The sequence below is a fragment of the Sphingomonas sp. GW821-FHT03E12 genome (genome assembly GCF_059420685.1).
The window spans coordinates 41968-63449 of record NZ_JBWKUF010000004.1; the positions used below are offsets into that span (position 1 = coordinate 41968).

16 protein-coding genes are annotated in these 21482 nt (G+C 66.1%); 8 read left to right on the top strand and 8 right to left on the bottom strand.

Translation table 11 applies throughout. The annotated features are described in order from the left end of the window. Window positions 1–31: 31 nt before the first annotated feature. From AC07TU_RS13475 to AC07TU_RS13510, 8 genes are all read left to right on the top strand, one after another. The gene (locus tag AC07TU_RS13475; protein ID WP_495188434.1) at window positions 32–796 is read left to right on the top strand and encodes an AraC family transcriptional regulator; all 765 of its coding nucleotides are present in this window, start codon (window positions 32–34) and stop codon (window positions 794–796) included. 96 nt (window positions 797–892) lie between these two features. After that, window positions 893–1717: a ThuA domain-containing protein gene (locus tag AC07TU_RS13480; protein WP_495188435.1), complete on the top strand. Its 825-nt coding sequence runs from the start codon at window positions 893–895 to the stop codon at window positions 1715–1717. Next, entirely contained in the window at window positions 1714–3783 is a 2070-nt protein-coding gene (locus tag AC07TU_RS13485) for a c-type cytochrome (protein WP_495188436.1), read from the top strand. Before AC07TU_RS13480 ends, AC07TU_RS13485 begins: the two co-directional genes overlap by 4 nt. Window positions 3784–3870: 87 nt before the next feature. Beyond that, the gene (locus AC07TU_RS13490) at window positions 3871–4380 is read left to right on the top strand and encodes an RNA polymerase sigma factor (protein WP_495188437.1); all 510 of its coding nucleotides are present in this window, start codon (window positions 3871–3873) and stop codon (window positions 4378–4380) included. Further along, window positions 4377–5399: a FecR domain-containing protein gene (locus AC07TU_RS13495; RefSeq protein WP_495188438.1), complete on the top strand. Its 1023-nt coding sequence runs from the start codon at window positions 4377–4379 to the stop codon at window positions 5397–5399. Before AC07TU_RS13490 ends, AC07TU_RS13495 begins: the two co-directional genes overlap by 4 nt. Window positions 5400–5514: 115 nt before the next feature. Then, the gene (locus AC07TU_RS13500; protein WP_495188439.1) at window positions 5515–8499 is read left to right on the top strand and encodes a TonB-dependent receptor; all 2985 of its coding nucleotides are present in this window, start codon (window positions 5515–5517) and stop codon (window positions 8497–8499) included. A gap of 10 nt (window positions 8500–8509) precedes the next feature. Next, on the top strand, window positions 8510–11713 hold the full coding sequence (locus AC07TU_RS13505; RefSeq protein WP_495188440.1) for an amidohydrolase family protein: 3204 nt from the start codon (window positions 8510–8512) through the stop codon (window positions 11711–11713). A gap of 17 nt (window positions 11714–11730) precedes the next feature. Beyond that, on the top strand, window positions 11731–13263 hold the full coding sequence (locus AC07TU_RS13510; RefSeq protein ID WP_495188441.1) for an amidase: 1533 nt from the start codon (window positions 11731–11733) through the stop codon (window positions 13261–13263). 28 nt (window positions 13264–13291) lie between these two features. Here the strand turns inward: AC07TU_RS13510 and AC07TU_RS13515 are convergent, their stop codons facing one another. The 8 genes from AC07TU_RS13515 to AC07TU_RS13550 all read right to left on the bottom strand — a co-directional run bounded on the left by AC07TU_RS13515 (window position 13292) and on the right by AC07TU_RS13550 (window position 21423). After that, entirely contained in the window at window positions 13292–13777 is a 486-nt protein-coding gene (locus AC07TU_RS13515; RefSeq protein WP_495188442.1) for a Csu type fimbrial protein, read from the bottom strand. Between the two features lie 92 nt (window positions 13778–13869). Beyond that, complete coding sequence (locus tag AC07TU_RS13520; protein ID WP_495188443.1) at window positions 13870–14412, bottom strand: Csu type fimbrial protein; 543 nt, start codon at window positions 14410–14412, stop codon at window positions 13870–13872. A gap of 19 nt (window positions 14413–14431) precedes the next feature. Continuing rightward, on the bottom strand, window positions 14432–15460 hold the full coding sequence (locus AC07TU_RS13525) for a Csu type fimbrial protein (RefSeq protein ID WP_495188444.1): 1029 nt from the start codon (window positions 15458–15460) through the stop codon (window positions 14432–14434). Window positions 15461–15519: 59 nt separating this feature from the next. Next, on the bottom strand, window positions 15520–17925 hold the full coding sequence (locus AC07TU_RS13530) for a fimbria/pilus outer membrane usher protein (RefSeq protein ID WP_495188445.1): 2406 nt from the start codon (window positions 17923–17925) through the stop codon (window positions 15520–15522). A 23-nt stretch (window positions 17926–17948) separates the two neighbouring features. Further along, window positions 17949–18698, bottom strand: coding sequence for a fimbrial biogenesis chaperone (locus tag AC07TU_RS13535; RefSeq protein ID WP_495188446.1), 750 nt, complete (start codon window positions 18696–18698; stop codon window positions 17949–17951). A gap of 471 nt (window positions 18699–19169) precedes the next feature. Further along, complete coding sequence (locus tag AC07TU_RS13540) at window positions 19170–19883, bottom strand: 2OG-Fe(II) oxygenase (RefSeq protein ID WP_495189014.1); 714 nt, start codon at window positions 19881–19883, stop codon at window positions 19170–19172. 192 nt (window positions 19884–20075) lie between these two features. After that, window positions 20076–20726: a DNA oxidative demethylase AlkB gene (gene alkB, locus AC07TU_RS13545; RefSeq protein ID WP_495188447.1), complete on the bottom strand. Its 651-nt coding sequence runs from the start codon at window positions 20724–20726 to the stop codon at window positions 20076–20078. Beyond that, window positions 20719–21423, bottom strand: coding sequence for a hypothetical protein (locus AC07TU_RS13550; RefSeq protein WP_495188448.1), 705 nt, complete (start codon window positions 21421–21423; stop codon window positions 20719–20721). Before AC07TU_RS13550 ends, alkB begins: the two co-directional genes overlap by 8 nt. Between the last annotated feature and the right edge of the window lie 59 nt (window positions 21424–21482).

Genomic DNA, 21482 nt, shown 5'->3' on the forward strand with positions numbered 1-21482 from the left:
GTGAGCCATTCATTTCTGCGAACGGGACAGTATGGACTTCTATCCTGACGAGAATGACGATGTCGCGCGCCCGGTGATCGCGATCGGGCACGCCTTTCCGGACTCGTTCGAACTGGCTGAGCACCGGCACCGCCGCAGCCAGTTTCTCTATGCGGCGACGGGGGTGATGGCGGTCAGCACCCCGGACGGCGCATGGGTCGCACCGCCCGAGCGCGCGGTCTGGATTCCGGCGGGGACGCCGCATTCGGTCCGGATGGTCGGGGCGGTGCAGACGCGCAGCGTCCTCGTCGAACCCGGCGAGTGTCCGGGGCGGGGCGTGCGATGCCAGGTCGTCGGCGTGTCGCCTTTGCTTCGCCTGCTGCTCTCGGCCGCCGCCGATGTCGCGCCGGCATATGAAATCGACGGACGCGACGGTCTGGTCATGCGGCTGCTGATGGCGGAGATCGACCGCGCGCCGAAGATCCCGCTGGCGGTGCCGTTCCCGTCGCACCCCGCGCTCGCGCGGCGGTGCCACGCCTTTCTCGAACGCCCCAGCGCCGCCGCGACGATCGACGAATGGGCGGACGCCATGGCGATGAACCGCCGCAGCTTCACCCGGCTTTTCCGGCGCGAGACGGGGATGAGCTTTGCGGAATGGCGCCAGCAGGCCTGCCTGTCGGCGGCATTGCCGAAACTGGTGTCGGGGGAGCCGATCACGTCGATCGCCTATGACCTCGGCTATGACGGGCCGGGTAATTTCTCGACGATGTTCAAGCGTGTGCTGGGTGTCCCGCCGAGCCGGTACAGGTCACCGTGAAAGCGCGCAAAATGCGCGGTATGAACGCAGGCCGACCCCGGTTTTAGTCTCGCTGCTCCGGCATAGGATGCGGGCAGATAACAGCTGGAGGGAGGGATGCGGCATCTCGTGCGCGACCTGAGGATCGCCGCAGGGACGGCATTCATGGCGCTGATGTTGCTCGCGCCCGGCAGCGTTGCCGCACGGACCATCGTCCTGATCGGCGGAACGACGCCGCATAATCCCGGCGTGCATGAGAGCCGGAACGGCGTGCGCCGGATCGCCGCCCTCCTCGAAGCCACGCCTGCCATCGCGAAGAACTTCGCGATCCGCGCCTATCCCGACGGCTGGCCCGCCGATGCTAAGGCATTGGACGATGCCGCGACGATCCTCTGGTATTTTGACGGGCTCGAGCATCATCCGCTTCGCGATCCCGCACGGCGCGCACATTTCGCCACGCTGATGAAGCGCGGGGTGGGGCTGGTCACGCTGCACCAGGCGTCGACCTTGCTGCCCGAGGATCGCGCGATCGATCTCGCCGGCTGGCTGGGCGGGGTGCGCTACGGGATGATCGACCGCACGGTCGAGACGGTCGCGCTGACGCCGACCCGGCATCCGGTCGCGCGCGGGGTGGGGGCCTTCGCCTATCGCGACGAATTTTATCCTACCCTCCACTATGCGCCGAGCGGCGTCACGCCGGTGCTGACCGGCATGCTCCATCTGGAGGCCGCGCCGCAGCTGCCGCCCACCCGGCGCACGATCGCCTGGGCGTTCGACCGGCCCGGCGGCGGGCGCGGGTTCGGGACAACCGGAGTCCATTACCTCGCGGCGCTCGACCGGCCCGAGGTGCAGCAGATGCTGGTCAACGCCGTCGCATGGACCGCGGGTCTGCCGGTCCCGCGCGGCGGGATCGTTCTGGCGAACAGGGAGAAAACCCGATGAGAACCGCCGTCACGACGACGTTGCTCGGGCTGGGCCTAGCCCTGGCACCGGCCGCGCTGAGCACCGATAAACCGGCCTTTCATGGTGATGCGCAACGCACCGGCTGGAACAGCGCCGAACGGCTGCTGACGCCAGCGGCGGTCGCGAGCGGCCGCTTCGGCCCGCTCTGGCAGTCGCCCCCGCTCGATGGATTCGGCGACGTGCCCGCACGGCTCTATGCCACGCCGCTCTATCTGGGGTCGGTCGGCATGACCGCCGGCCGGTACAGCGGCCGCACGCTGGCGGTGGTCTATGCGGTCACCTCGACCGGCTATGCCTATGGGATCAACGCGTCGCCCGGGACCAACCCCGCGCCGGGTACGATCCTCTGGCGTGCGAAGCTGGCCGACAAGCCGTGCGAGGGTGGCGAATGGGGCAACCTCGCGACGCCGGTGATCGACCGTACCGCGCAGCGCATCTATGTCACCAGCTGCGACGACACCGCCAAATGGCGCGTCCACGCGCTCGACATCCGCGACGGCAGCGCCGTCCAGGGCTGGCCCGTCAGCCTCGGCGGTGATGCGCTCAACCGGCCGGGGATCAACCGCAACGGCGCCAACCGGTTCGACGATCGGCGGACGATCATCCAGCGCGGCGCGCTCAACCTCAGCGCCGATGGCGCGCGCCTCTATATCGCGATCGGCCCGGATTCGAGCGGATGGATGGTCGCCCTCGATACGGCGCGTGCGGCAGTCGTGACGGCTTTTTCGTCGACCGCCAGCACCGATGAGGATCAGGGCGGCATGTGGGGATCGGGCGGCCCCTCGGTCGATGCGCAGGGGCGCGTGCATATCGCTACCGGCTCGAAGTTCCTCGCCCGCGCGCGCAAGGGCGTTGCCGGCATCTTCCCCGACAGCGCGCATAACTGGGGCCATTCGGTGCTGCAGTTCCGCGACGACCGCGACGCCGGCTTGACGCTGGCCGGGACCTATTCGCCGTTCAACTATTGTCAGGCAGGATCGGCGGACATCGATCTGGGCGCGGGCGGGACGATCGCCATCGATCTTCCGGGCGAGGCGACGGCGACCCCGCATCTGCTGGTGTTGGGCGGCAAGCAGGGCAATCTCTATTTGCTCGACCGCGACCATATGCCCGGCGGGACGGTCAAGCGCCAGGCGTGCGCGACCGATCCCGATACCGACGGCTCGCTGCTGGCCCCCGAACCGCAACCACATTTCGGGATGCGCGGGCCGGTCAATCTGTTCGGCCCCTATTCCGACTATGTGAGCATGCTCGATCAGGCGAAGAGCCGAAGCACGCCCGCCTATTTTCAGGCGGCGAACGGCGCGGCCTACGTCTTCGCGACCGGAAGTGCCAAAGCGGGCCGGGACTTTTCGGTCAGCGTCCCGCCGGGTCTGGCGCGGGTCCGGATCGTGACCGAGCCGGGCAAGCCGGCCTTCCTGCGCGTCGATGCGCTCGAGGAGACGCAGGCCTTTCAGAATCCGGGCTCGCCGGTGATCAGCAGCAATGGCGGCGCCGGCGGGATCGTGTGGGTGCTCGACACAAACGCCCCGCGCAGCGCATCGCTCTATGGCGAGACCCCGCCCAAGCCGGTGCTCTATGCTTTTGACGCGCTGTCGCTGAAGCTGTTGTGGAAGAACGCGCCGGGCGTGCTGTTCCCGACCGGCAAATATAATGAGGCGACCGTCGCCGATGGGATGGTGCTGGTCGGGACCGACAGGATCCAGGCCTTTGGCCTGCGCAGCGGGATGGCCCCGGTCGCCCGCACCGCGAAACCGCCCCAACCTGTGGCGAAGCAGCCTGCCGCAGTCCGGAAGCCGGTGCGTGCTGCCCAGCCGGTCCCGGCGGCGCAGATGATCGCGCGGGGGCGCACCATCTATCAGGCGCGCTGCGCCGCCTGCCACAATGCCCGCCAGCCCGGCACGCCGACGCGCGCCGATCTCAAGGCCATGCCGCGGCAGCGGATCACCTACGCGATGCTCACCGGGGTGATGCAGCCGATGGCGAGCGGCATGTCGCGTGCCGATGCGGAGAATGTCGCGCGTTTCCTGAACGAGGGACCGTAGCGGGCACCGCGGTCACCCCAACAAAAAAGCGGGCGGAGAATCCGGCGCTGCGCGTCTAATGTCCTCACGATTGCGATCTGAGGGTGCATGGGCGCTGCTTACGGAAAGGATGTTGTCGAGCTCAGCCGGGAATTCCGTCCCGCGCTGATGGCGTTCTTTCTCCGCCGCGTACACGATCATGCCGAGGCGGAAGACCTGACGCAGGAAGTCTTTTCGCGCATCGCCGCGCAGCCGGACATGCCGATGCGTTCGGGCAGCGCCTATCTGTTTCAGGTCGCGGCGAACCTGTTGCGCGATCGGGCACGGCGCCGGCAGGTCCGGCGCACCTATCGCGAGACGCTGGGGCAGATCGACGGCGAGGCGATCGAGCTGATCGACCCGTTCCGGGTGACCGCGGCGCGCAGCTCGATCGCGGCGCTGCGCGCAGCGCTGGACGAGCTCGATCCGACGACCTCGGCGATCTTCGTGCTGTATCGCCTCGAATATATGAGCAAGGATGTGATCGCGGAGAATTTCGGCATCACGGTGCGTACGGTCGAGAAGCATCTGACCAGGGCGATGGCGCGGCTGACGATGCAGTTGGGAGACGCGATTTGAGCCCGCGCGCGCCTGTGCCCGAGCGGTTCGAGGCCGCTGGCGCCTGGTGCCTTGAGCTGGCGGACGGACCGCTCTCGGACGAGCGGCAGCGCGCCTTCGACGCATGGCTGGACGAGAGCCCCGACAACCTCGCCGCCTTCGAACGGTCGAGCAGCCTGTGGCGGCAGGTGGGCGAGGTCGCGGCTTCGCCCGAGCTGATCGAGGTGCGCGAGCGCGCGCTGGCGACATTCCGGCGGCGCAACCAGTGGCGCTGGGCACGGCGGGCGATGACCGGCCGCGCGATAGCCGCCGCGGCGGCTGTGCTGATCGCGATCGGAGCGGGGGCGTGGTGGTGGAACAGTGTCCCCGATATCTACCGCACCGGGATCGGCGAGCGGCGGGTGGTGATGCTCGACGACGGGTCGCGCGCATCGCTGGATGCCGCGACCGAGGTGGATGTGCGGATGCGCGGGGACCGGCGCGAGCTGCATCTCGTGTCTGGCCGGGCGAAGTTCGATGTGGCCAAGGACCCGTTGAAGCCGTTCAGCGTGCGTGCCGGCGACAAGCTGGTGGTGGCGACGGGCACATCGTTCAGTGTCGAGATGATCAACGGCAAGCTGCGCGTGATCCTCTATGAGGGCCGGGTTGTGATCCTCGACCAGCCGGCGGGACAGAAGGCGGCGGAAGTGTTGCCCGCCCTGAACCGCGGCGGCCAGGAGGTAGCGCTGACGCCGGGCCGCGAGCTGGTGGTCGGTATGGCGGGCCAGTCGCCAGCGCAGCTTGGCAGGGCCGATCCGGTTCGCTCGCTGGCATGGGAGGGCGGCCAGCTGGTGTTCGAGGACGAGCCGCTGAGCCTCGCGGCCGGGCGGATCAACCGCTATTCGGCGCGGCGCATCGAGCTGATGGGCACGGCGGGCCGGCTGCGGGTGAACGGCGTGTTCAACACCGGCGATGTCGAGGCCTTTGCGACGGGCGTCGAAGAGACGCTGCCGGTTCGCGTGATCCGCGAACGCGACACGATCACGATCACCCCGCAATAAAGTTACACATCCTTTGGTCCGTGCATTTTTTCCGGATTGGCCCGGACGGTGTTTCGGACATGGCGCGTCTTATTCCCCCAGGCGCACCCAGACGCCGGTTCAGGGGGACGTGACGATGATCAGGACGCGAAACATCAGGACGGCAGCATGTTCGGCGGCGGCGATCGCGCTGGCCGTGCCGGTAGCGGCGGTTGCGCAGGCTCAGACCTACAGCTTCGACATCCCGGCGCAGGATCTGGGCTCCGCGCTGCGGCAGTTCGCGCAGACCGCACGCCAGCAGGTCTCGTTCAGCGGCGATGTCGTGCGCGGGATGCGTAGCGTGCCGCTGAAAGGGGCGCACAGCGTCGATGGCGGTCTGACGATCCTGCTGCGCGGAACCGGCCTCAGCGTCCGCCGTACCGGCCGGGTCCTGGTGATCCACAGGGCCGGGCCGGCGCTGTCCGCGGTGTCTACGCAGCCATCCGCAGCTCGAGCCCAGGACACCGCGGCGCAGGAGCAGCCGGACGAGGCTGAGGCGCGCGAGGCCGAGATCGTTATCTCCGGATCACGCATCGACCGGCCTGGCTTCGAATCGCCGACCCCGCTCACCCGGGTCAGCGCCGAGGAGCTGGGCGTTGGAAGCCGTGCCAATGTCGGAGCCGCGCTCGCCGATCTGCCGCAGTTCAAGGCGGGCCAGTCGCCGCAGACCTCGGGCACGAATGCGCAGGCGGGCCGGATGCCGGTTGACCTGCGCGGGCTTGGCGCGACGCGCACGCTGGCGCTGCTCGACGGGCGCCGCTTCGCCAGCGAGAATGACCTGAGCACCATCCCCTCCATCCTGGTCAAGAATGTCGATATCGTCACCGGCGGCGCGTCGGCGGCCTGGGGGTCGGGCGCGGTCGCGGGGGTGGTCAACATCCTGCTCGACCATGATCTGAAGGGCTTCCGGCTGGGCGCCGAGGCCGGCATCTCGACCGAATATGGCGATGCCGGGCAGCGCCGGCTCGAGGCTGCGTTCGGCACCGACTTTGCCGGCGGCCGCGGCCATTTCATGATCGGCGGCGAGTTTCTGCAGAATGATGGTCTGATGACCAAGACCGCGCGGCCGAACACCGGGCGCTGGGTGCTGATCACGCAGAACGGCGTGTCCACGCTGACCCCCGATGTCGGCTACGCCAACGCGCTGATCGGCGGCATCATCCTGAGCGGCGTCAACGCGGGCAAGGGCTTCAACCCCGACGGCACGCTGCGCACCCCGTCGCTTGGCACCACGGTCGGCGCGAACATGATCGGCGGCGAGGCGCCGTCGGACGACAATTACAGCCCGCTGGCGACGCCGCAAAAGCGCGTCGCGGGGTTGATCAACCTGTCCTACGAGGTTTTCGACAACGCAAAGCTGACGGTCGAAGGCCGTTATTCGCGCTATTGGGGCAACTATACCTGGTTCGGCGACCACAATCGCGGCGGCCTCACGATCCAGCGCGACAACGCATTCCTGCGGCCCGAAATCCGCGATCAGATGCTTCTGGCCGGGCAGACCAGCTTCACCATGGGCCGGTTCAACTCCGACCTTTCCTACACCACGATCGATCTGGAACGCGAAGCCTATCAGGGGACGATCGCGCTCGACGGCAGCTTCGGCGGCGGCAAGTGGCGCTACGGTCTCTATTACAGCCATGGCGAGTATCAGAACAACATCGACACCCCCGGCTTCCGCCTGACCACCGAGTTCGCCAATGCGGTGGATTCGGTGGCCGGGCCGGGCGGAACGCCCATCTGCCGGATCGCGCTGACCAATCCATCGACCAACTGTGTGCCGATCAACCTGTTCGGTCAGGGCGCGCCGTCGCAGGCGGCGATCGACTATGTCACCGGCACGCCGCAGCAACGCTCGACCACCAAGCTCGACACGTTCGGTATCAGCCTGCGCGGCGAGCCGTTCGAGCTGTGGGCGGGCCCGGTGTCGATCGCGGTCGGCGTCGAGGGACGCTGGGAATCGGTGCAGTCGGTGTCCGGCGCGCTCGACCGGGCACGTGCCTTCACCACCTTCCAGTTCGGCGAGTTGTCGGGCAAGGATTCGGTCAAGGAAGCCTTTGGCGAAGTGGTGATCCCGCTGCTCAAGGGCGTGCCGTTCTTCCACAAGCTCGAGTTCAACGGTGCGGCGCGCTATTCCGACTATCGCAACAGCGGCGGCATCTGGTCGTGGAAGCTGGGCGCGACCAACGAGTTCGTCCCCGGCGTGATCGGCCGCGTGACCCGATCGCGCGATATCCGCGCGCCATCGTTGAGCGAGCTCTACAGCACCCAGACGATCAGCTACGTCAATATCGTCGACGTCAATCCGGTCACCAACGTCAGCTCGACGGTGAATGTGCTGATCCATGGCGGCGGCAACCCCGATTTGCTCCCCGAAGAGGCGGATACCTGGACTGCGGGGGTCACCACTTCGCCGCTGCGCGGGCTGACCGCGTCGCTCGACTATTTCGACATCACGATCAACGGCGTGATCGCGTCGGTCGGCGCGCAGGATCTGGTCAATCGCTGCCGCGGCGGCAATCAGGAATTGTGCGCGCGCGTGTTCCGCGATGCGGGCGGCAATCTGCTCCGCGTGCAATCGAACTCGGTGAACCTGCAGCGCTACAATACCAACGGTATCGACGGCGAGATTGCCTATACGACCTCGCTGGGCGGCGATCCCGGCCGGCGGCTCAACTTCCGGCTGGTCGGCACTTGGGTGAACAGCCTGAGCATCGACGACGGCCTCGCCCGGATCGAATATGTGAAGAATACGAGCTACGCCTTCGTGACCGGCATGCCCGACTGGCGGATCAATGGCAGCATCGGCTATTCAGACAACGGCTTCAACGCGCTGGTGCGCGCGCGCTATATCGCGCCGGGCTATTACAACCGGAACCAGAACATCACGAACAACCGGGTGCCGGCCTATACCTATGTCGACCTGCAGCTGAGCAAGACGATCAAGGCCGGCACGCGCGAGATCGATGTCTACGCCAACGTCTCGAACCTGTTCGACAAGGATCCGCCGATCGCCTCGCTGTTCTCGCCCTTCTACGATACCGTTGGGCGGTTCGTGACCGTCGGCGCGCGTATCCGGCTTTAAGGGGGTAAGAATGCAGGAGCGCCGCTCGCTTATTTGTGCGGCCATCGTCGGGGCTGCGGCATTTGCCGCCGTCCCCGGCATGGCACAGACCCCGCAGGACGGGCGGCTCCGGTTCGAGGCGCGCGAAGGGACGTGGATGGCGCCCGACATCGCGCCCGACGGGCGGACGATCCTGTTCGACCTGCTCGGTGACATCTACGCGCTCGATGCGGCGGGCGGCGCGGCGCGGCCGCTGCTGGCTGGCGACGCGTTCGAGACCCAGCCGGTCTTCTCCCCCGACGGCAAGCAGATCGCCTTCATCTCCGACAAGTCCGGCGCGGCGAACCTGTGGGTCGCCAATGCCGATGGCAGCAATGCGCGCAAGCTGTCGGGCGATACCGATCCGGCGATCTACACTTCACCCGCCTGGTCGTCCGACGGTCGCTTCGTCTATGTCTCGCGCGCGATCCACAACATCCTGGCGTTCGAGCTCTTCGCCTATGACCCGCGCGGCGGTGCCGGGATCAAGGTCACGCAGGCGCGGCCGACGGGAACAGAGAGCAACGCCGATCGCATCAACGCGATGGGCGCTGTGTCATCGCCCGACGGCAAATATCTCTATTATGCCCGCAAGACCGGCGGGCTGTGGTCGGACAAGGTGTTGCCGCACTGGGAGATCGTGCGGCGCACGCTGGCGACCGGGGTCGAGGATCGCATCATCACCTCGCCCGGTGCGGCAATGCGGCCCGCGCTGTCGCATGACGGCAAGCGGATCGTCTATGCCAGCCGCTCGGGCGCGCAGACGGGGCTGCGCATTCGCGACCTGGAGACCGGCGCGGACCGCTGGCTGAGCTTCCCGGTCGATCCCGACAGCCAGATGGGCGGCTACTACAACGACCTCGTCCCGCGGGTGGCGTTCCTGCCCGGCGACAGGGAGGTGCTGACCGCGATCGACGGCAAGCTGACGCGTATCCGTGTCGCCGATGGTGTGCGCTCGCCGGTGCCGTTCACCGCGCCGGTCGATCTCACGGTGCGCGCGAACACGCGTGTCGAGGTGCCCGACGAGACCGGGCCGGTGCGTGTGCGAGTGATCCAGGCACCGCGCCTGTCGCCGGATGGCGCGCGCATCGCCTTCGCCGCGCTCGGCAAGCTCTACGTGCAGGATCGCGCGGGCCGCGCGCCGCGCGCGGTGGCTGGTGTCGAGGGGCTGGCGTTCCAGCCAGCCTGGTCTCCGGACGGCCGCACGCTGGTCTATGTGACGTGGACTGGCGAGGGCGAAGGCGGCGGTGCGCTGTGGGCGATCCCGGCGGGGGGCGGAAAGCCGCGGCGGCTGTCGCAGGTCTCGGCCTATTACAGCGAGCCGACCGTGTCGCCGGACGGGCGCTCGGTCGCGGTGCTGCGTGCAACCAGCATCGAGCGGCTGCAGTCGGCGTCTGATCTTCAGGCCAGCCGGCCGACCGACATCGTGCTGCTGCCGCTGGCCGGCGGCGAGGGGCGGGTGGTCGCCAGCAAGTCGGGGATCAAGTCGCTGTCGTTCGACGGCAAGGGCGAATGGCTGCGCTATATGAGCGGGCCGTCGGTCGAGGCGGTGGCGGTGCAGGGCGGCATGCTCCGGCGGATGTTCGACCTGCGCGTTCCCAACTCCAACCGCTATTTCAACAATATCCAGACTCCGCCCGAGGATATCCGCTTGAGCCCCGACGGGACGCGGATGCTGGTCAAGGCGGCATCGCAGGCCTGGCTGCTCGATGTGCCGCCATCCTTCTCGGCCGACCCGCAGGCGCTGGAACTGACCCGGCCGGTGGTGTTCGGGGTGCGGCTGACCGATATCGGCGCCGACTATGTCGACTGGTCGCGCGACGGCAGGACGGTGATGTGGTCGCTCGGCGCGAGCGTGCGGACGATCGATGCGGGGCAGGCGGCGGGTCTTGGGAAGGGCGTTGCCGAGAAGCAGGCGGCCAAGGTCGAGGCGGTGGTCGAGCTGCCGCGCGATATTCCGCAGGGCACGGTGGTGCTGCGCGGCGGCACCGCGATCACAATGCGCGGCGATGAGACGATCGCAGGTGCCGATGTCGTGGTGACCAACAACCGCATTGTCGCGGTCGGCAAGACCGGCGAAGTGACGGTGCCTGCGGGCGCGACCGTCATCGATGTCACCGACAAATATCTGACGCCGGGCTTCGTCGATACGCACGCACACTGGTTCGAACTGCCCCGGCAGGTGCTCGAGGCGAACCATTGGAGCCTGCTCGCCAACCTTGCCTATGGCGTGACCAGCGGGCTCGACGTCCAGCCCTTCACGATCGATGTGTTCGGCTATCAGGACATGATCGACGCCGGGATCATGGTGGGTCCGCGCGCCTTCTCGACCGGGCCCGGGATCTTCGTGAACAGCGAGATCAACTCGGCGGCCGAGGCGGAGGCGGTGCTGACGCGTTATCGCGACTATTACCGCACCAGCAATCTCAAGGCCTATCTTGTCGGCAACCGGACGCAGCGCAAGCTGGTGGTCGAGGCGTCGGGCAAGATGGGGATGATGGCGACGACCGAAGGCGCCAGCGACTTCAACCTGAACCTCACCCACGCACTCGACGGCATGGCGGGCAACGAGCATAATCTGCCGATCACCCCGCTGCGCGACGATGTGGTGAAGCTCTATGCGTCGTCGCGGATCGGTTACTCGCCGACCTTCGGCGTGCTCTATGGCGGGTTCGCACCGTATGACGATCAGGTGATCGCGGGCGGGATCGACAAGGACGCGAAGCTCGCGCGCTTCGTTCCGTGGGGGATCATCGAGGGCAAGATGCGCAACCGTGTCTGGACGCCGCCGATGGACCGCACCTCCGCATCGTTCGCGGCGGACGCGCTGCGCATCCGCAAGGCCGGCGGGCTGATCGGGATCGGCAGCCATGCGGTGATCCAGGGACTTGGCTATCATTACGAGATGCGCGCCTATGCCGAGGGTGGCGCGACTCCGCATGAGGTGCTGCGCGCCGCGACGCTCGACAGCGCCGAGGTGATCGGGCGCAAGGGCCAGATCGGCAGTATCGAGCCGGGTAAATATGCCGACATCCTGATCCTGAACGCCAACCCGCTGGAGCGGATCGAGAATGCTGCGGCGATCGACAAGGTGATGAAAAACGGGCGCGTCTATGATGCGGCGACGCTGAGCGAGGAATGGCCGCGCAAGCAGGCGCTGCCCGATCGCTGGTTCGCCAAGGCGCGGCCGAACTGAACGGGGAGGTGTAAGCGATGAAGATGACGCGGCGTGAGCTGTTGGCGGCCGCTCCGGCGGCGATGGCCAGCCAGGCTCTGGCAAGCCCGGTGCATGCGGTGGGGGGGAGCGATATCCTCGCGATGACCGCGGTCGATCTGGCGGCGGCGATCCGGCGGCGCGACGTGTCGAGCCGCGAGGTGATGTCGGCGCATCTGGCGCGGGTCGACGCACTCAACTCGAAGTTCAACGCCATCGTCTCGCGCGTCGATGGCGCTCAGCTGATGCGCGAGGCTGCTGCGCAGGACGAGGATGCGGCGAAGGGGCGGTTCCGTGGCGTGCTGCACGGCTTTCCCCATGCGGTGAAGGACACCGCGCCTGCCAGGGGGATTGCGCATACGCAGGGTTCCCCTCTGCTGCGCGACAATATTGCCGCGGCGGACTCGCTGGTGGTGGGGCGGATGCGCGCGGCGGGCGCGATCTTCACCGGCAAGACCAACGTGCCCGAATTCGCGCTCGGCTCGCACAGCTTCAACCCGGTCTTCGGCGTGACGCGCAACGCCTATGACCCGCGCAAGTCTGCGGGCGGCAGCTCGGGCGGCGCCGCGGTTGCGCTGGCGTTGCGCATGATGCCGCTGGCGGACGGCAGCGACTTCGGCGGATCGCTGCGCAACCCCGCGGCCTGGAACAATGTGTTCGGCTTCCGCCCCTCGTTCGGACGCGTGCCGTCGGCGCCGTCGAGCGACGTGTTCGGCCAGACCTTCGCGACCTCCGGCCCGATGGCGCGGACGGTGCGTGATACCGCGCTGCTGCTGTCGGTTCAGGCGGGACCGGATCCGCGTGCGCCCTTCTCGCTCAAGGACGATCCGTCCGTGTTCGCGGGCTCCCTCGATCGCGACTGGAAGGGCAGGCGCATCGGCTGGCTCGGCGATCTGGGCGGTGCGCTGGCGATGGAGCCGGGCGTGCTCGAGACGTGCGAGAAGGCGCTGGGGGCCTTCAGCGCGATCGGGATGCGCGTGGACGCGGCGGCGCTGGACGAGCCGGCCGAGACGATGTGGCGCACCGCGGTGACGCTGCGGCACTGGTCGGTCGGCGCGGATTTGCTGCCCTTCGCCGACGATCCCGCAAAGCGCGCGCTGATGAAGCCCGAAGCATTGTGGGAGGTCGAGGGCTATCGCAAGCTCAGCGCGATCCAGATCACGGAGGCGCAGAGGGCGCGCACGCGCATCTACGAAGCGTTCCGCAAGGCGTTCGCGACCTTCGATTTCCTGATCCTGCCGACTGCCCAGGTGTTTCCGTTCGACGTCGAGCTGCGCTGGCCGACCGAGATCGCGGGCCGCAAGATGGACAGCTATCATCGCTGGATGGAGGTGACCCTGCCGGTCACCATGGCCGGCCTGCCGGCATTGTCGGTACCGGCCGGCTTCGGCGGCGTACACAAATTGCCGATGGGCATGCAGATCATCGGCCCGGCTTATGCCGATCTCGCCGTGCTGCAGGTCGGCCACGCCTACGAGCAGGCGTCACCCTGGATCGGCCGTGCTCTCCCTCCGTCGGGATTGCCGCGCTGAAGGCAGACAATCCCGACGGAGGCGGTTCTCAATAGGATACGGTGACCGTGAGCGTGTCGCTGTAGTTGCCGGGGCGTGGCAGGGTCTGGCCTGACGGAATGCGCCCGAAAACGGTAACGGTCTGCGCCTGGCCGTTGCCGGTGTTGCTGGCGGGGCCGCTGCCTGGCGTGCCGGCGACTGTGGGAAACGGCACCGACCGGCCGTTGTCCGTGAAAATGTCGTAGTTCAACGTGTCGGCCTGCGACGCATGCTTCATCCGCTTCTGCGCGCCCGATGCGTTGATGCCGTCGTCGGTATGCAGAACCCAGGGCGTGGTGGCCGTGCAGACGAGGCTGACCGCGCCCTGATTGTCGATATTGGCGGCCGACTGATCGACGCTGCCGAACGCGAGTGTCGATGTTGAAACAATGTTACAGGATGATAGCACCTCCGCCGTTACGTCGAGCGAACCGGTGTCCTGAGCGAATGAAGGAGTCGCGGATGCCGTAAGGGCAAGTGCGACGGTCACAGTCATCTTTTTCATTTCTTCCATCCTATCCCGGAATCAATTGATGCACTTCTCCATGTCTTCATTTTGCGAGTCGAATTTTGACTCAAACATGTGAATCAATAGGTAACAGTGATCAGGACGGTGTCGGAGTAGTTGCCCAATACCGAGGGAACTGCCGTCCCGGCGGCTATCCTGCCGTAGACAATGTGATTCTGGTTGGCGCTCGTTCCGGTGCCATTGACCCCGCCGCTGCCGCCGGTGGTGGCGGTCCCGCCGGTCGCGTCCCAGATCGCAGCGTAGGCGTTGGTCTTGTAGAGCTGGTAGGGCAGCCGCCCGGCGCCATTCGCCATCTGGCGATTGCCGCTGCCGGGCGCGACCCGGTTGGCGCCGTCGCCGATATAGATGGTGTAGCTGGCGCCCGTGCTGCAGATGACGGTGATCGTGCCCTGAGCGGTGACGTCGGCTGCGACCGTGCCGATGCCGCTGATCGTCCCGAAGGCGATGGTGGGCGTGGCCACCAGATTGCAGGTCGCCGTTACCGTCGCCGTGACCGTGCCGTTTCCCGTCACCGTATCCGCGAAGGCTGGCTGTGCCTGGGACGTGCAGGCAAGCGCCGCCAGGATCAGCGAGGCCCAATTTCGTCTGGTCGTATCGAACATGCTACTCTCCAGATGAGTCTCAGTAGGTCACGGTGATCACCACCGTGTCGGTGTAGGTGCCCGGTGCGGGCAGCGCGGTTCCTGCGGGGATCGATGCGAAGACCGTCTTGTTCTGTGGAGCGCCGGTGCCCGTGTCCGAAACGCCGCCGCTGCCACCGATCGCGGCGGTACCGCCGGTCGCGTCCCAGACCTGGGTACGTCCTGCATCCTTGAAGAGCTGGTAGGGCAGCCGGGCGGCGCCCTGCGCCATCTGCCGGTTGCCCGATCCTGGCGAGACGCGGTTCTGCCCGTCGCCGATATAGATGGTGTAAGGCGTGTTGCATTCGACGGTCACGGTGCCTTGCGCATCGATCCGGGCCGGTGTCGGACCGATGCTGGTGACGTTGTTGAAATTGATCGCGGGCGTCGCGTTGAGCGTACACATTTTGGGAATGACGAAGTTGGCGGTGTAGTTGCCGAAGGCCTGCGCGCCGGTCAGTGCGCCGAAGAGTCCGCACAGGCCGAGCAATGTCGTCGCCGTCTTGGCCTCATAGATGGTGAAGCTGTTGGTATAGGTTCCCGCAGCCTTTCCGCTGGCAGCGCCGCCGGGAATGACACTGGTGATCGTCGTCGATGTCGATGACGGTCCAAGCGCGATCAGGGCGCCATATGGCCCGTACATCCCGCCCGCATTGTCCATGTCGGTGATGGTGATGCTGTGCGCCGGAATGACGGCGTCGAGACGCATGGTGACGCTGTTCGATCCATTGGTGACGCTGCGCGTGTAGGTGGCCCCGACGCAGACATTCTGACCGTCGAGGATGCCGGTGCAGTTGATGACGAAGGGGAAATCGATCCGTGCCTCGTTGCCGAGATTGGCGACCGTATAGGTGTAGGTCCGGTTCTGCGACGAACCCGAGCTGTTGGTGCAGGCCGCCTGCACCGGCGTTGCCGTCAACAGCAGCAGGGGCACTGCTACAAGCGATGCGGACAGCGCGTTTGTGCCAAGGCCGAGGACCGACAGCAGGGCGGTCAGCCAGCGTGACAGAGAGCGGGGTAGCGTATCCATCGCCGTCAGCTTCCTTGCCGTACCGGAACGTCGCCGGCGGGGTGTGAGAGGTCCGCACATTACTGACATGTCAGGGGTCCGATCCTTGCCTGCGGCGATCCGCCGTCCTGATAGGTGAAGCTGGCGTGGCACTGGCCGGCGATACCGCGGTCGACCGACAGCCGGTTGCTCGGCTTGAGGCCGCGCAGATAGACCTCGCCGTCATAGCCGATCACAGCGCTCTCGCCGCCTTCGAGCACGGCGACATAGCCCGCCTCGATCGGCTGTCCGGAACCGTCGTGGAGCACGACCAGCGCGCTGTGGACCCGCCGGCTCCCGAAATCGACGATCGCGCCCTGACGATAGCCGGACACCGCGAGCCGCTCGGTCGCATCCGGCTCCCAGCCATCGACCATGGTCGCCGGGTCGATGAAGATCTGCTGCGGATAGTAAGGCGGCACGTCGGGCAACAGGGCATGGCCGGCGCCGTTCGCCTTGCCCATCCGGACGCCGCCCTGAAGCACTTCCGTGCCCGGACCGGCATTCTTCACGATGACGAAGCCGTCGCCGATGCGATTGGCCAGAAAGACGCCGCCGCCCGCGGCGACGACCGAGCCCTCCATCTCGAAGCTTGCCAGCCAGTCGTCGCCGACCTGCGCGACGCGCGCACGAACCAGTGCCTCGGGCGCGCGGTAACTGACATAGGCACGCCGCGAATCCGGGCCATCCAGGACGGCCCGGTTGGAAACGCCCCAGCCGACATCGCCCTGACGCTGACCGGCCAGCCCCTCCGCCTGCATTTCCAGCGCGCTGTGCCCGCTGTCCCGCTCGGCGCTTGCGGTCAGCATCGTCGATCTGCCGATCCGGATGTTCAGCATCGCGAAGGCGCCGTAGCTTCTGCCGCGATCGAGGTCGGAATAGGCGCTGACATAGGCGGTGATGCGCTCTGAAATGGGCCGGGAAAGCGACATGTTGGCCAGCCGCTGCCCGTAATCGCGGTCCTGAATATCGTTATAGTTGAACGAGACGGATGTGCCGCCCAGCACCGGGCCGATCGACAGGCCTGCGCGGTTGATGGTCGTTGCCCTTGCCGGGGCCAGGGCCAGGTCGTCCGATCCCGCAATGCCGCGGCGCTGCCGGTCGCGTACCATTGCGACCCGGGCGAGGTCGAAATAGTCGCCAAGGCTGCGTTCCGTGCCGGCGAAGAAGACCAACTGGCCGATGCGCCCCTCTGCCTTCACGGCCATGCGGGCGCCCTCATAACCCTTGTAGCGGCTGCCGGAGATGGAGACGGTCAGCGCGCCGTGGCCGCCCAGGCCCTGCACGATGCCGACCCCGCCGTTGACCAGACCGTCGACCGCGCCTTCGACATGGCCTTCGACCGTCGTGACCTGCGTCAGGCCATAGCGAAGCGATCCCGAGCCGGAAAAATTGCTGTCGTAGCTGAAGGACGCGAAGCCGAAATCCTGCCGGGGAAATCCCGCGTCGATCGAATATTCGAGAAGCCCGGCCCGGAGCTGGGAGGCGACATAATAATAGTCGCGCACGATCTCGACCTGGCGGCCGCTGAGATCGGTCGTCACCAGCCGGACCTTCCCGCCGGAGACCTGTGGCAGCGACTGGATGTCGAACGGCCCGGACGGAATCTCTCCGGAGAATATCCGCTGCTGGTCGATATAGAGATCGAGGGTCGACGGCAGCGCGGCCGATCCCGCAAAACGCGGTAGCGGCGTGGTAACGATATCCGGACGCTGCTCGAAGGCGCTGGCGATCTGAAAACCGCCCAGCCGCACACTGTTCGACCAGGGCAGCGCATTGGAAGCGAAATCGCCGATGATATAGGAACGGACGGCCACCGGGTCGACAAGGCGCCAGCTGCTGTCCAGCCGCACGAGCCCGTTGCCGTCCCATCGGCTGTCGCTGTTGAAATTGACGTCCGTCGTGACGACGCTGCCGCCCATCATGCCGACCAGACCGGCCGTACCGGCGACGGCGGTTCGTTCGCGCGTCCGGGTCGCGTAAGCGGAGTAGTTGACGATCGCGCCCGGGGTCGAGCGAACTTGGGCGGCGTCGAATACCCGCCGGCCGGTGCCGAGTTCGATCTGATAGGGATCGAGCGACTGACCGGCGATGGTGAGTGATATCGATTGGCTGGGCTCGTCATACACGAAGCCGAGATCGGGAATGGCGGAGAGCGCGACGAGGTCGTCCTTCACAATCCGGGGATCGATCTGAACGCGAAGCGCGCGCAACTCACTGGCCCGCGCAAGCAAGCTGTTGTCCGGCAGCTTCAGCACCGTCAACAGGACGCCCGTCCGGGCGCTGTTGAGCATCACGGCAAGCAGGAGCGTTTCCCACGCTGCCCGTTCCGCACTGTCCGCGGGAACGATCGGCCGACCTGCATCCGGACCGGCGGCGAGTGCAGGACAGGGTTGCGATACCGCCTGGATGACGGCGAGGAAGAGGGGGAGCCGGGAGAGGTTCACCGCCCGGTTTCCGTCCGTCCCGCTCAGCGCCTGCCGACGACAATGGCTGTCTTCACATCAAGCGCATCATCCTTGGCGGCAAGGCTGATGCGATCGCCGTCCCGCAGTGGTGCGCCTGCCCCGTTTGCGGGCACGGTGAAGGTCCGGGTCGCTCCACCCAGAACATAGCCGTTGAGCCCTCCGCCAAAGCTGAGTGGATGGCCCGACGCCGTCTGAAGCATCAGATTGATGATCTTCGCGTGACGCTTGCCCTGGTTCTGGGCCTGGGCATGCACTCCGCTTTCATCCTGCCATACGGTCCATTTGAGGTCGGCCATGGCCTTCGCGTCGGTGATGAAGACCGGGAGGGAGTTCCGCAGCACCATCTTGATGCCCTGGCCGATGGTGCGGGGATCGTCGGGTTGCGGCAGCTCATCGATCAGCAGCCGATAGGTCCGTTCGCCGTTCACGGGTGTGACGACCGGCCGGGCGATGCGGATGGTATAGGATGCCCCCGCCGGCACGGTGATCGCCGGCGGACTCACGATCATGTCATCGGTCTTGTCGAGCTGTTCCTGGCCGTCTTCGCGTTCGGACCATTCGTAGATGCGAAGCTGAAGGTTGACCGGCCGTTCGTCCGTATTGACGATGGTAATGGCCCCGGCCCGCTCGGTTGCCGTCAGGTGGATGCCGATCGGCGAAATTCTAAGTTTGGCCGCCCAGGCGGGACCTGCCGGCATCAACGAGGTGAGGCATGCTGTGAGGGCAAGCGATATCAGCGATGAACGGGTCATTGTCACCACTCCTCAACGAGGAAGGCGGTCCCGGCCGAAGTCCAGGGCCACCGACGAGCGAGGAATGCGATGCAGGATCACGTACGTCGGCAATACTCCGCCAGATTTCCAGATTGGGCGTTGTGATAACAATCCCGCAGCACATATCTCACCTATGTACCGCCTATCTGTTTTCAGCGCGGAACACGCGCAGTGGCGGTTACACGGTCACCCTATTCAAATATGGTAAAGCAAAGCTTTAGATTTGGCGCATTCCTTAATAGGAGGATGTCTCCGAAACGGAGGTGACGATGACCTGAGCTTGAGTCCATGCAATGCTCATGGTGCCGTGGTGGCCGGCTGCGGCGAAACGGAAGAGATTGCTCGTAAACCTTCTATCCGGTTACTCGGCGTTTTCGATTGCCGCTCTTGCATCGGGTGAAGCCTGAACTGCGAATCGGCCATGGTCGCGACCGGCTGTCCGTTGGGCGTTCACGTCGCATCATGAAAGATGATCCCGAGGGTGTGCCGTGCGCCGGACCGGACGCGGCTCACGCCATGACGCAGATTGACGCGATATGTGCCTTTCGTGCCCCGTACGGGCCGGTGATGTACGGCGAAGGCAACAGCATCGCCCTGCCGGAGCGGCACGACCTCGGCCCGACTCTGCATCCGCGGTCGCTGCTCAGTCAGCACGAACTCGCCGCCGGTGAAATCCACTTCCGGCTCCGAAAGCAGGATCGCGACCTGGATCGGAAAGACATGCTCGCCATAGAGATCCTGATGGAGGCAATTATAGTCGCCGGGCCCGTATTGCAGGAGAAGCGGGGTCGGGCGGCGCTGACCTGCCTGATGGCACCGTTCGAGGAAGGATTCGTGCTCGGCAGGGTATCGCACATCGATGCCCATGCGCTCGTTCCACGCATTGGCGAGGTCCGCCAGGCGCGGATAGAGTGCCGTACGCAATTCGCCGATGGGTTCTGGCAGCGGATAGCGGAAGTACCGATACTCGCCTCTGCCGAATCCGTGCCGGGCCATGTGGATATGGCTCCGGAAGCGGTTTTCGTCGGAATAGGATGCGGCGATCGCGCGGCATTCCGACGGATCGAGCAGCCCCGGCAGTATCGTTGATCCCTGACTGTCCAGTTCCTTGGACGCCAATTCCCAGTCATGGGCGACAACCCGCGCGCTCATGCTGGTTTCCATGGCAGCGACGTCGGCGATCGTGAAAGGCATGGCGGCTGCTCCGTGATACGTGTTCGGATCACCAATATTGGTGCTCCAGGCCGTTCGAACTCCGATCCTTGCTCTCGAATTGGCGATGGGGGCTCGATCAGGATAGCCGGCAGGCATCCGTCTCATCGAGTAATCGGGCCATGGCGGCAGAAAGGGGGAGGATCAGCACGCGCGCCGGAAAGTCAGGTTGATGCGCTGACGCCCCACAAGATCGTGAAAACCGTCCTTCAATGCCGCGACACCATGAAAGCGAAGGCGTGCCGGTCCGCCCCAGACGACGACATCGCCATGGCAGAGAGGAAATTTGCGCACCGGATCGGTGCGCCGGTTGCCGCCGAACTGGAAAACGGCCGGCAGCCCCAGCGAGACCGACACGATCGGCTGCGCGAAATCCCGCTCGTTTCGGTCCTGATGCAGCGACAATCGCGCGTCAGGAGCATAGCGATTGATCAGGCACGCGTCAGGTTCAAACGGGCCGAAACCGGCCTGCGCCGCTGCCAGTTCCGCCAGCGCCAGGAAGCATTCGGGCATCTTTGGCCATGACTTGCCCGTCTCCGGGTCGATCGCGGCGTAACGATAGCCGGACCGGTCGGTGATCCATCCGGCCGCGCCGCAATTGGTCATCGCGACCGACATCGCGTAGCCGCCCGGTGTGAGCATATGCCGGAACGGCGAAGCATCGGCGATGCGGTTGATTGCCTCAAGCAGTGCAGGACCGAACGGCAAGGCCAGTCCCCGCATCAGCATTGCTCCGTCGGCAATGGTTTCGTTGAACGGTGTCTCGGGGCGGAGCGGATCGAACAGATCAGCCACGAGCCGCCCTCCCGATCGAAGGATGCAGCATCGGGCGATAGCCTGAGGCCAGCGCCTGAAATGTCGATGGCGGTGTCAGCATCCTCGCGGCTTGAGCAATACGCTCCCGAGGGGCGTAGCCGTCACACGTCCAGCGATAGGCGTGCTCCTGGTATATCGTGAATGCCGCGCCGTTCGCGGTGATCATCGTGCCGTCAGGAAGCCCGGATCGGGCCATCGGAATCGGATGAAGCCGCTTGCGCCCGCGCTCAACCCGTTCGTGATGAAGCGTCGCGTCGATCCGGCTCGCCGAAGCATATCGTCCTTCAGCGGTCATCGGCCATCTCTCGCGGAATCGCTCGGCATCCTTGCGCCGGCAGAGGAAACAGGGGCGATGGCCGGCGGCGAGGGCAACCGCCTCGTCAAGGAAGAAGAGTTCGGTCCAACTCCGGGTTGCCATCAGGTTCCGGCGGCGGCCCCGATAGTCGCAGGTGCATATCAGCCAGGCCTTGCTCGCCCAGCGCCGGCGCAGCAGTGTCCTTGTCGCCGGATCGTGAATGATCCCGCGATTGCCGGTGAACAGCCCCCGCTGCGGGATCGCGAGGATCTCGCCAAAAGGATCGACGCGATTCTGGAGCGGTGCGGCGGTCATTCCAGCACGTTTCCGCAGACGGGCGGAATGCGCCAGCGATCCCAAGCTATTTTCTTCCGTGCGCATTGAAACCAGTCCTCGCGAGGTGTTGCACGCGGAGTGCATCGACGATGTCCGATGACCTC

Bases quoted from the DNA above. Each gene is read 5' to 3' on its own strand.
- AC07TU_RS13505 (WP_495188440.1), top strand. From the start codon at position 8,510: ATGCAGGAGCGCCGCTCGCTTATTTGTGCGGCCATCGTCGGGGCTGCG.
- AC07TU_RS13480 (WP_495188435.1), top strand. From the start codon at position 893: ATGCGGCATCTCGTGCGCGACCTGAGGATCGCCGCAGGGACGGCATTC.
- AC07TU_RS13515 (WP_495188442.1), bottom strand. From the start codon at position 13,777: ATGACTGTGACCGTCGCACTTGCCCTTACGGCATCCGCGACTCCTTCA.
- AC07TU_RS13490 (WP_495188437.1), top strand. From the start codon at position 3,871: ATGGGCGCTGCTTACGGAAAGGATGTTGTCGAGCTCAGCCGGGAATTC.
- AC07TU_RS13520 (WP_495188443.1), bottom strand. From the start codon at position 14,412: ATGTTCGATACGACCAGACGAAATTGGGCCTCGCTGATCCTGGCGGCG.
- AC07TU_RS13550 (WP_495188448.1), bottom strand. From the start codon at position 21,423: ATGCGCACGGAAGAAAATAGCTTGGGATCGCTGGCGCATTCCGCCCGT.
- AC07TU_RS13510 (WP_495188441.1), top strand. From the start codon at position 11,731: ATGAAGATGACGCGGCGTGAGCTGTTGGCGGCCGCTCCGGCGGCGATG.
- AC07TU_RS13535 (WP_495188446.1), bottom strand. From the start codon at position 18,698: ATGACCCGTTCATCGCTGATATCGCTTGCCCTCACAGCATGCCTCACC.
- AC07TU_RS13475 (WP_495188434.1), top strand. From the start codon at position 32: ATGGACTTCTATCCTGACGAGAATGACGATGTCGCGCGCCCGGTGATC.
- AC07TU_RS13485 (WP_495188436.1), top strand. From the start codon at position 1,714: ATGAGAACCGCCGTCACGACGACGTTGCTCGGGCTGGGCCTAGCCCTG.
- AC07TU_RS13540 (WP_495189014.1), bottom strand. From the start codon at position 19,883: ATGGAAACCAGCATGAGCGCGCGGGTTGTCGCCCATGACTGGGAATTG.
- AC07TU_RS13500 (WP_495188439.1), top strand. From the start codon at position 5,515: ATGATCAGGACGCGAAACATCAGGACGGCAGCATGTTCGGCGGCGGCG.
- AC07TU_RS13525 (WP_495188444.1), bottom strand. From the start codon at position 15,460: ATGGATACGCTACCCCGCTCTCTGTCACGCTGGCTGACCGCCCTGCTG.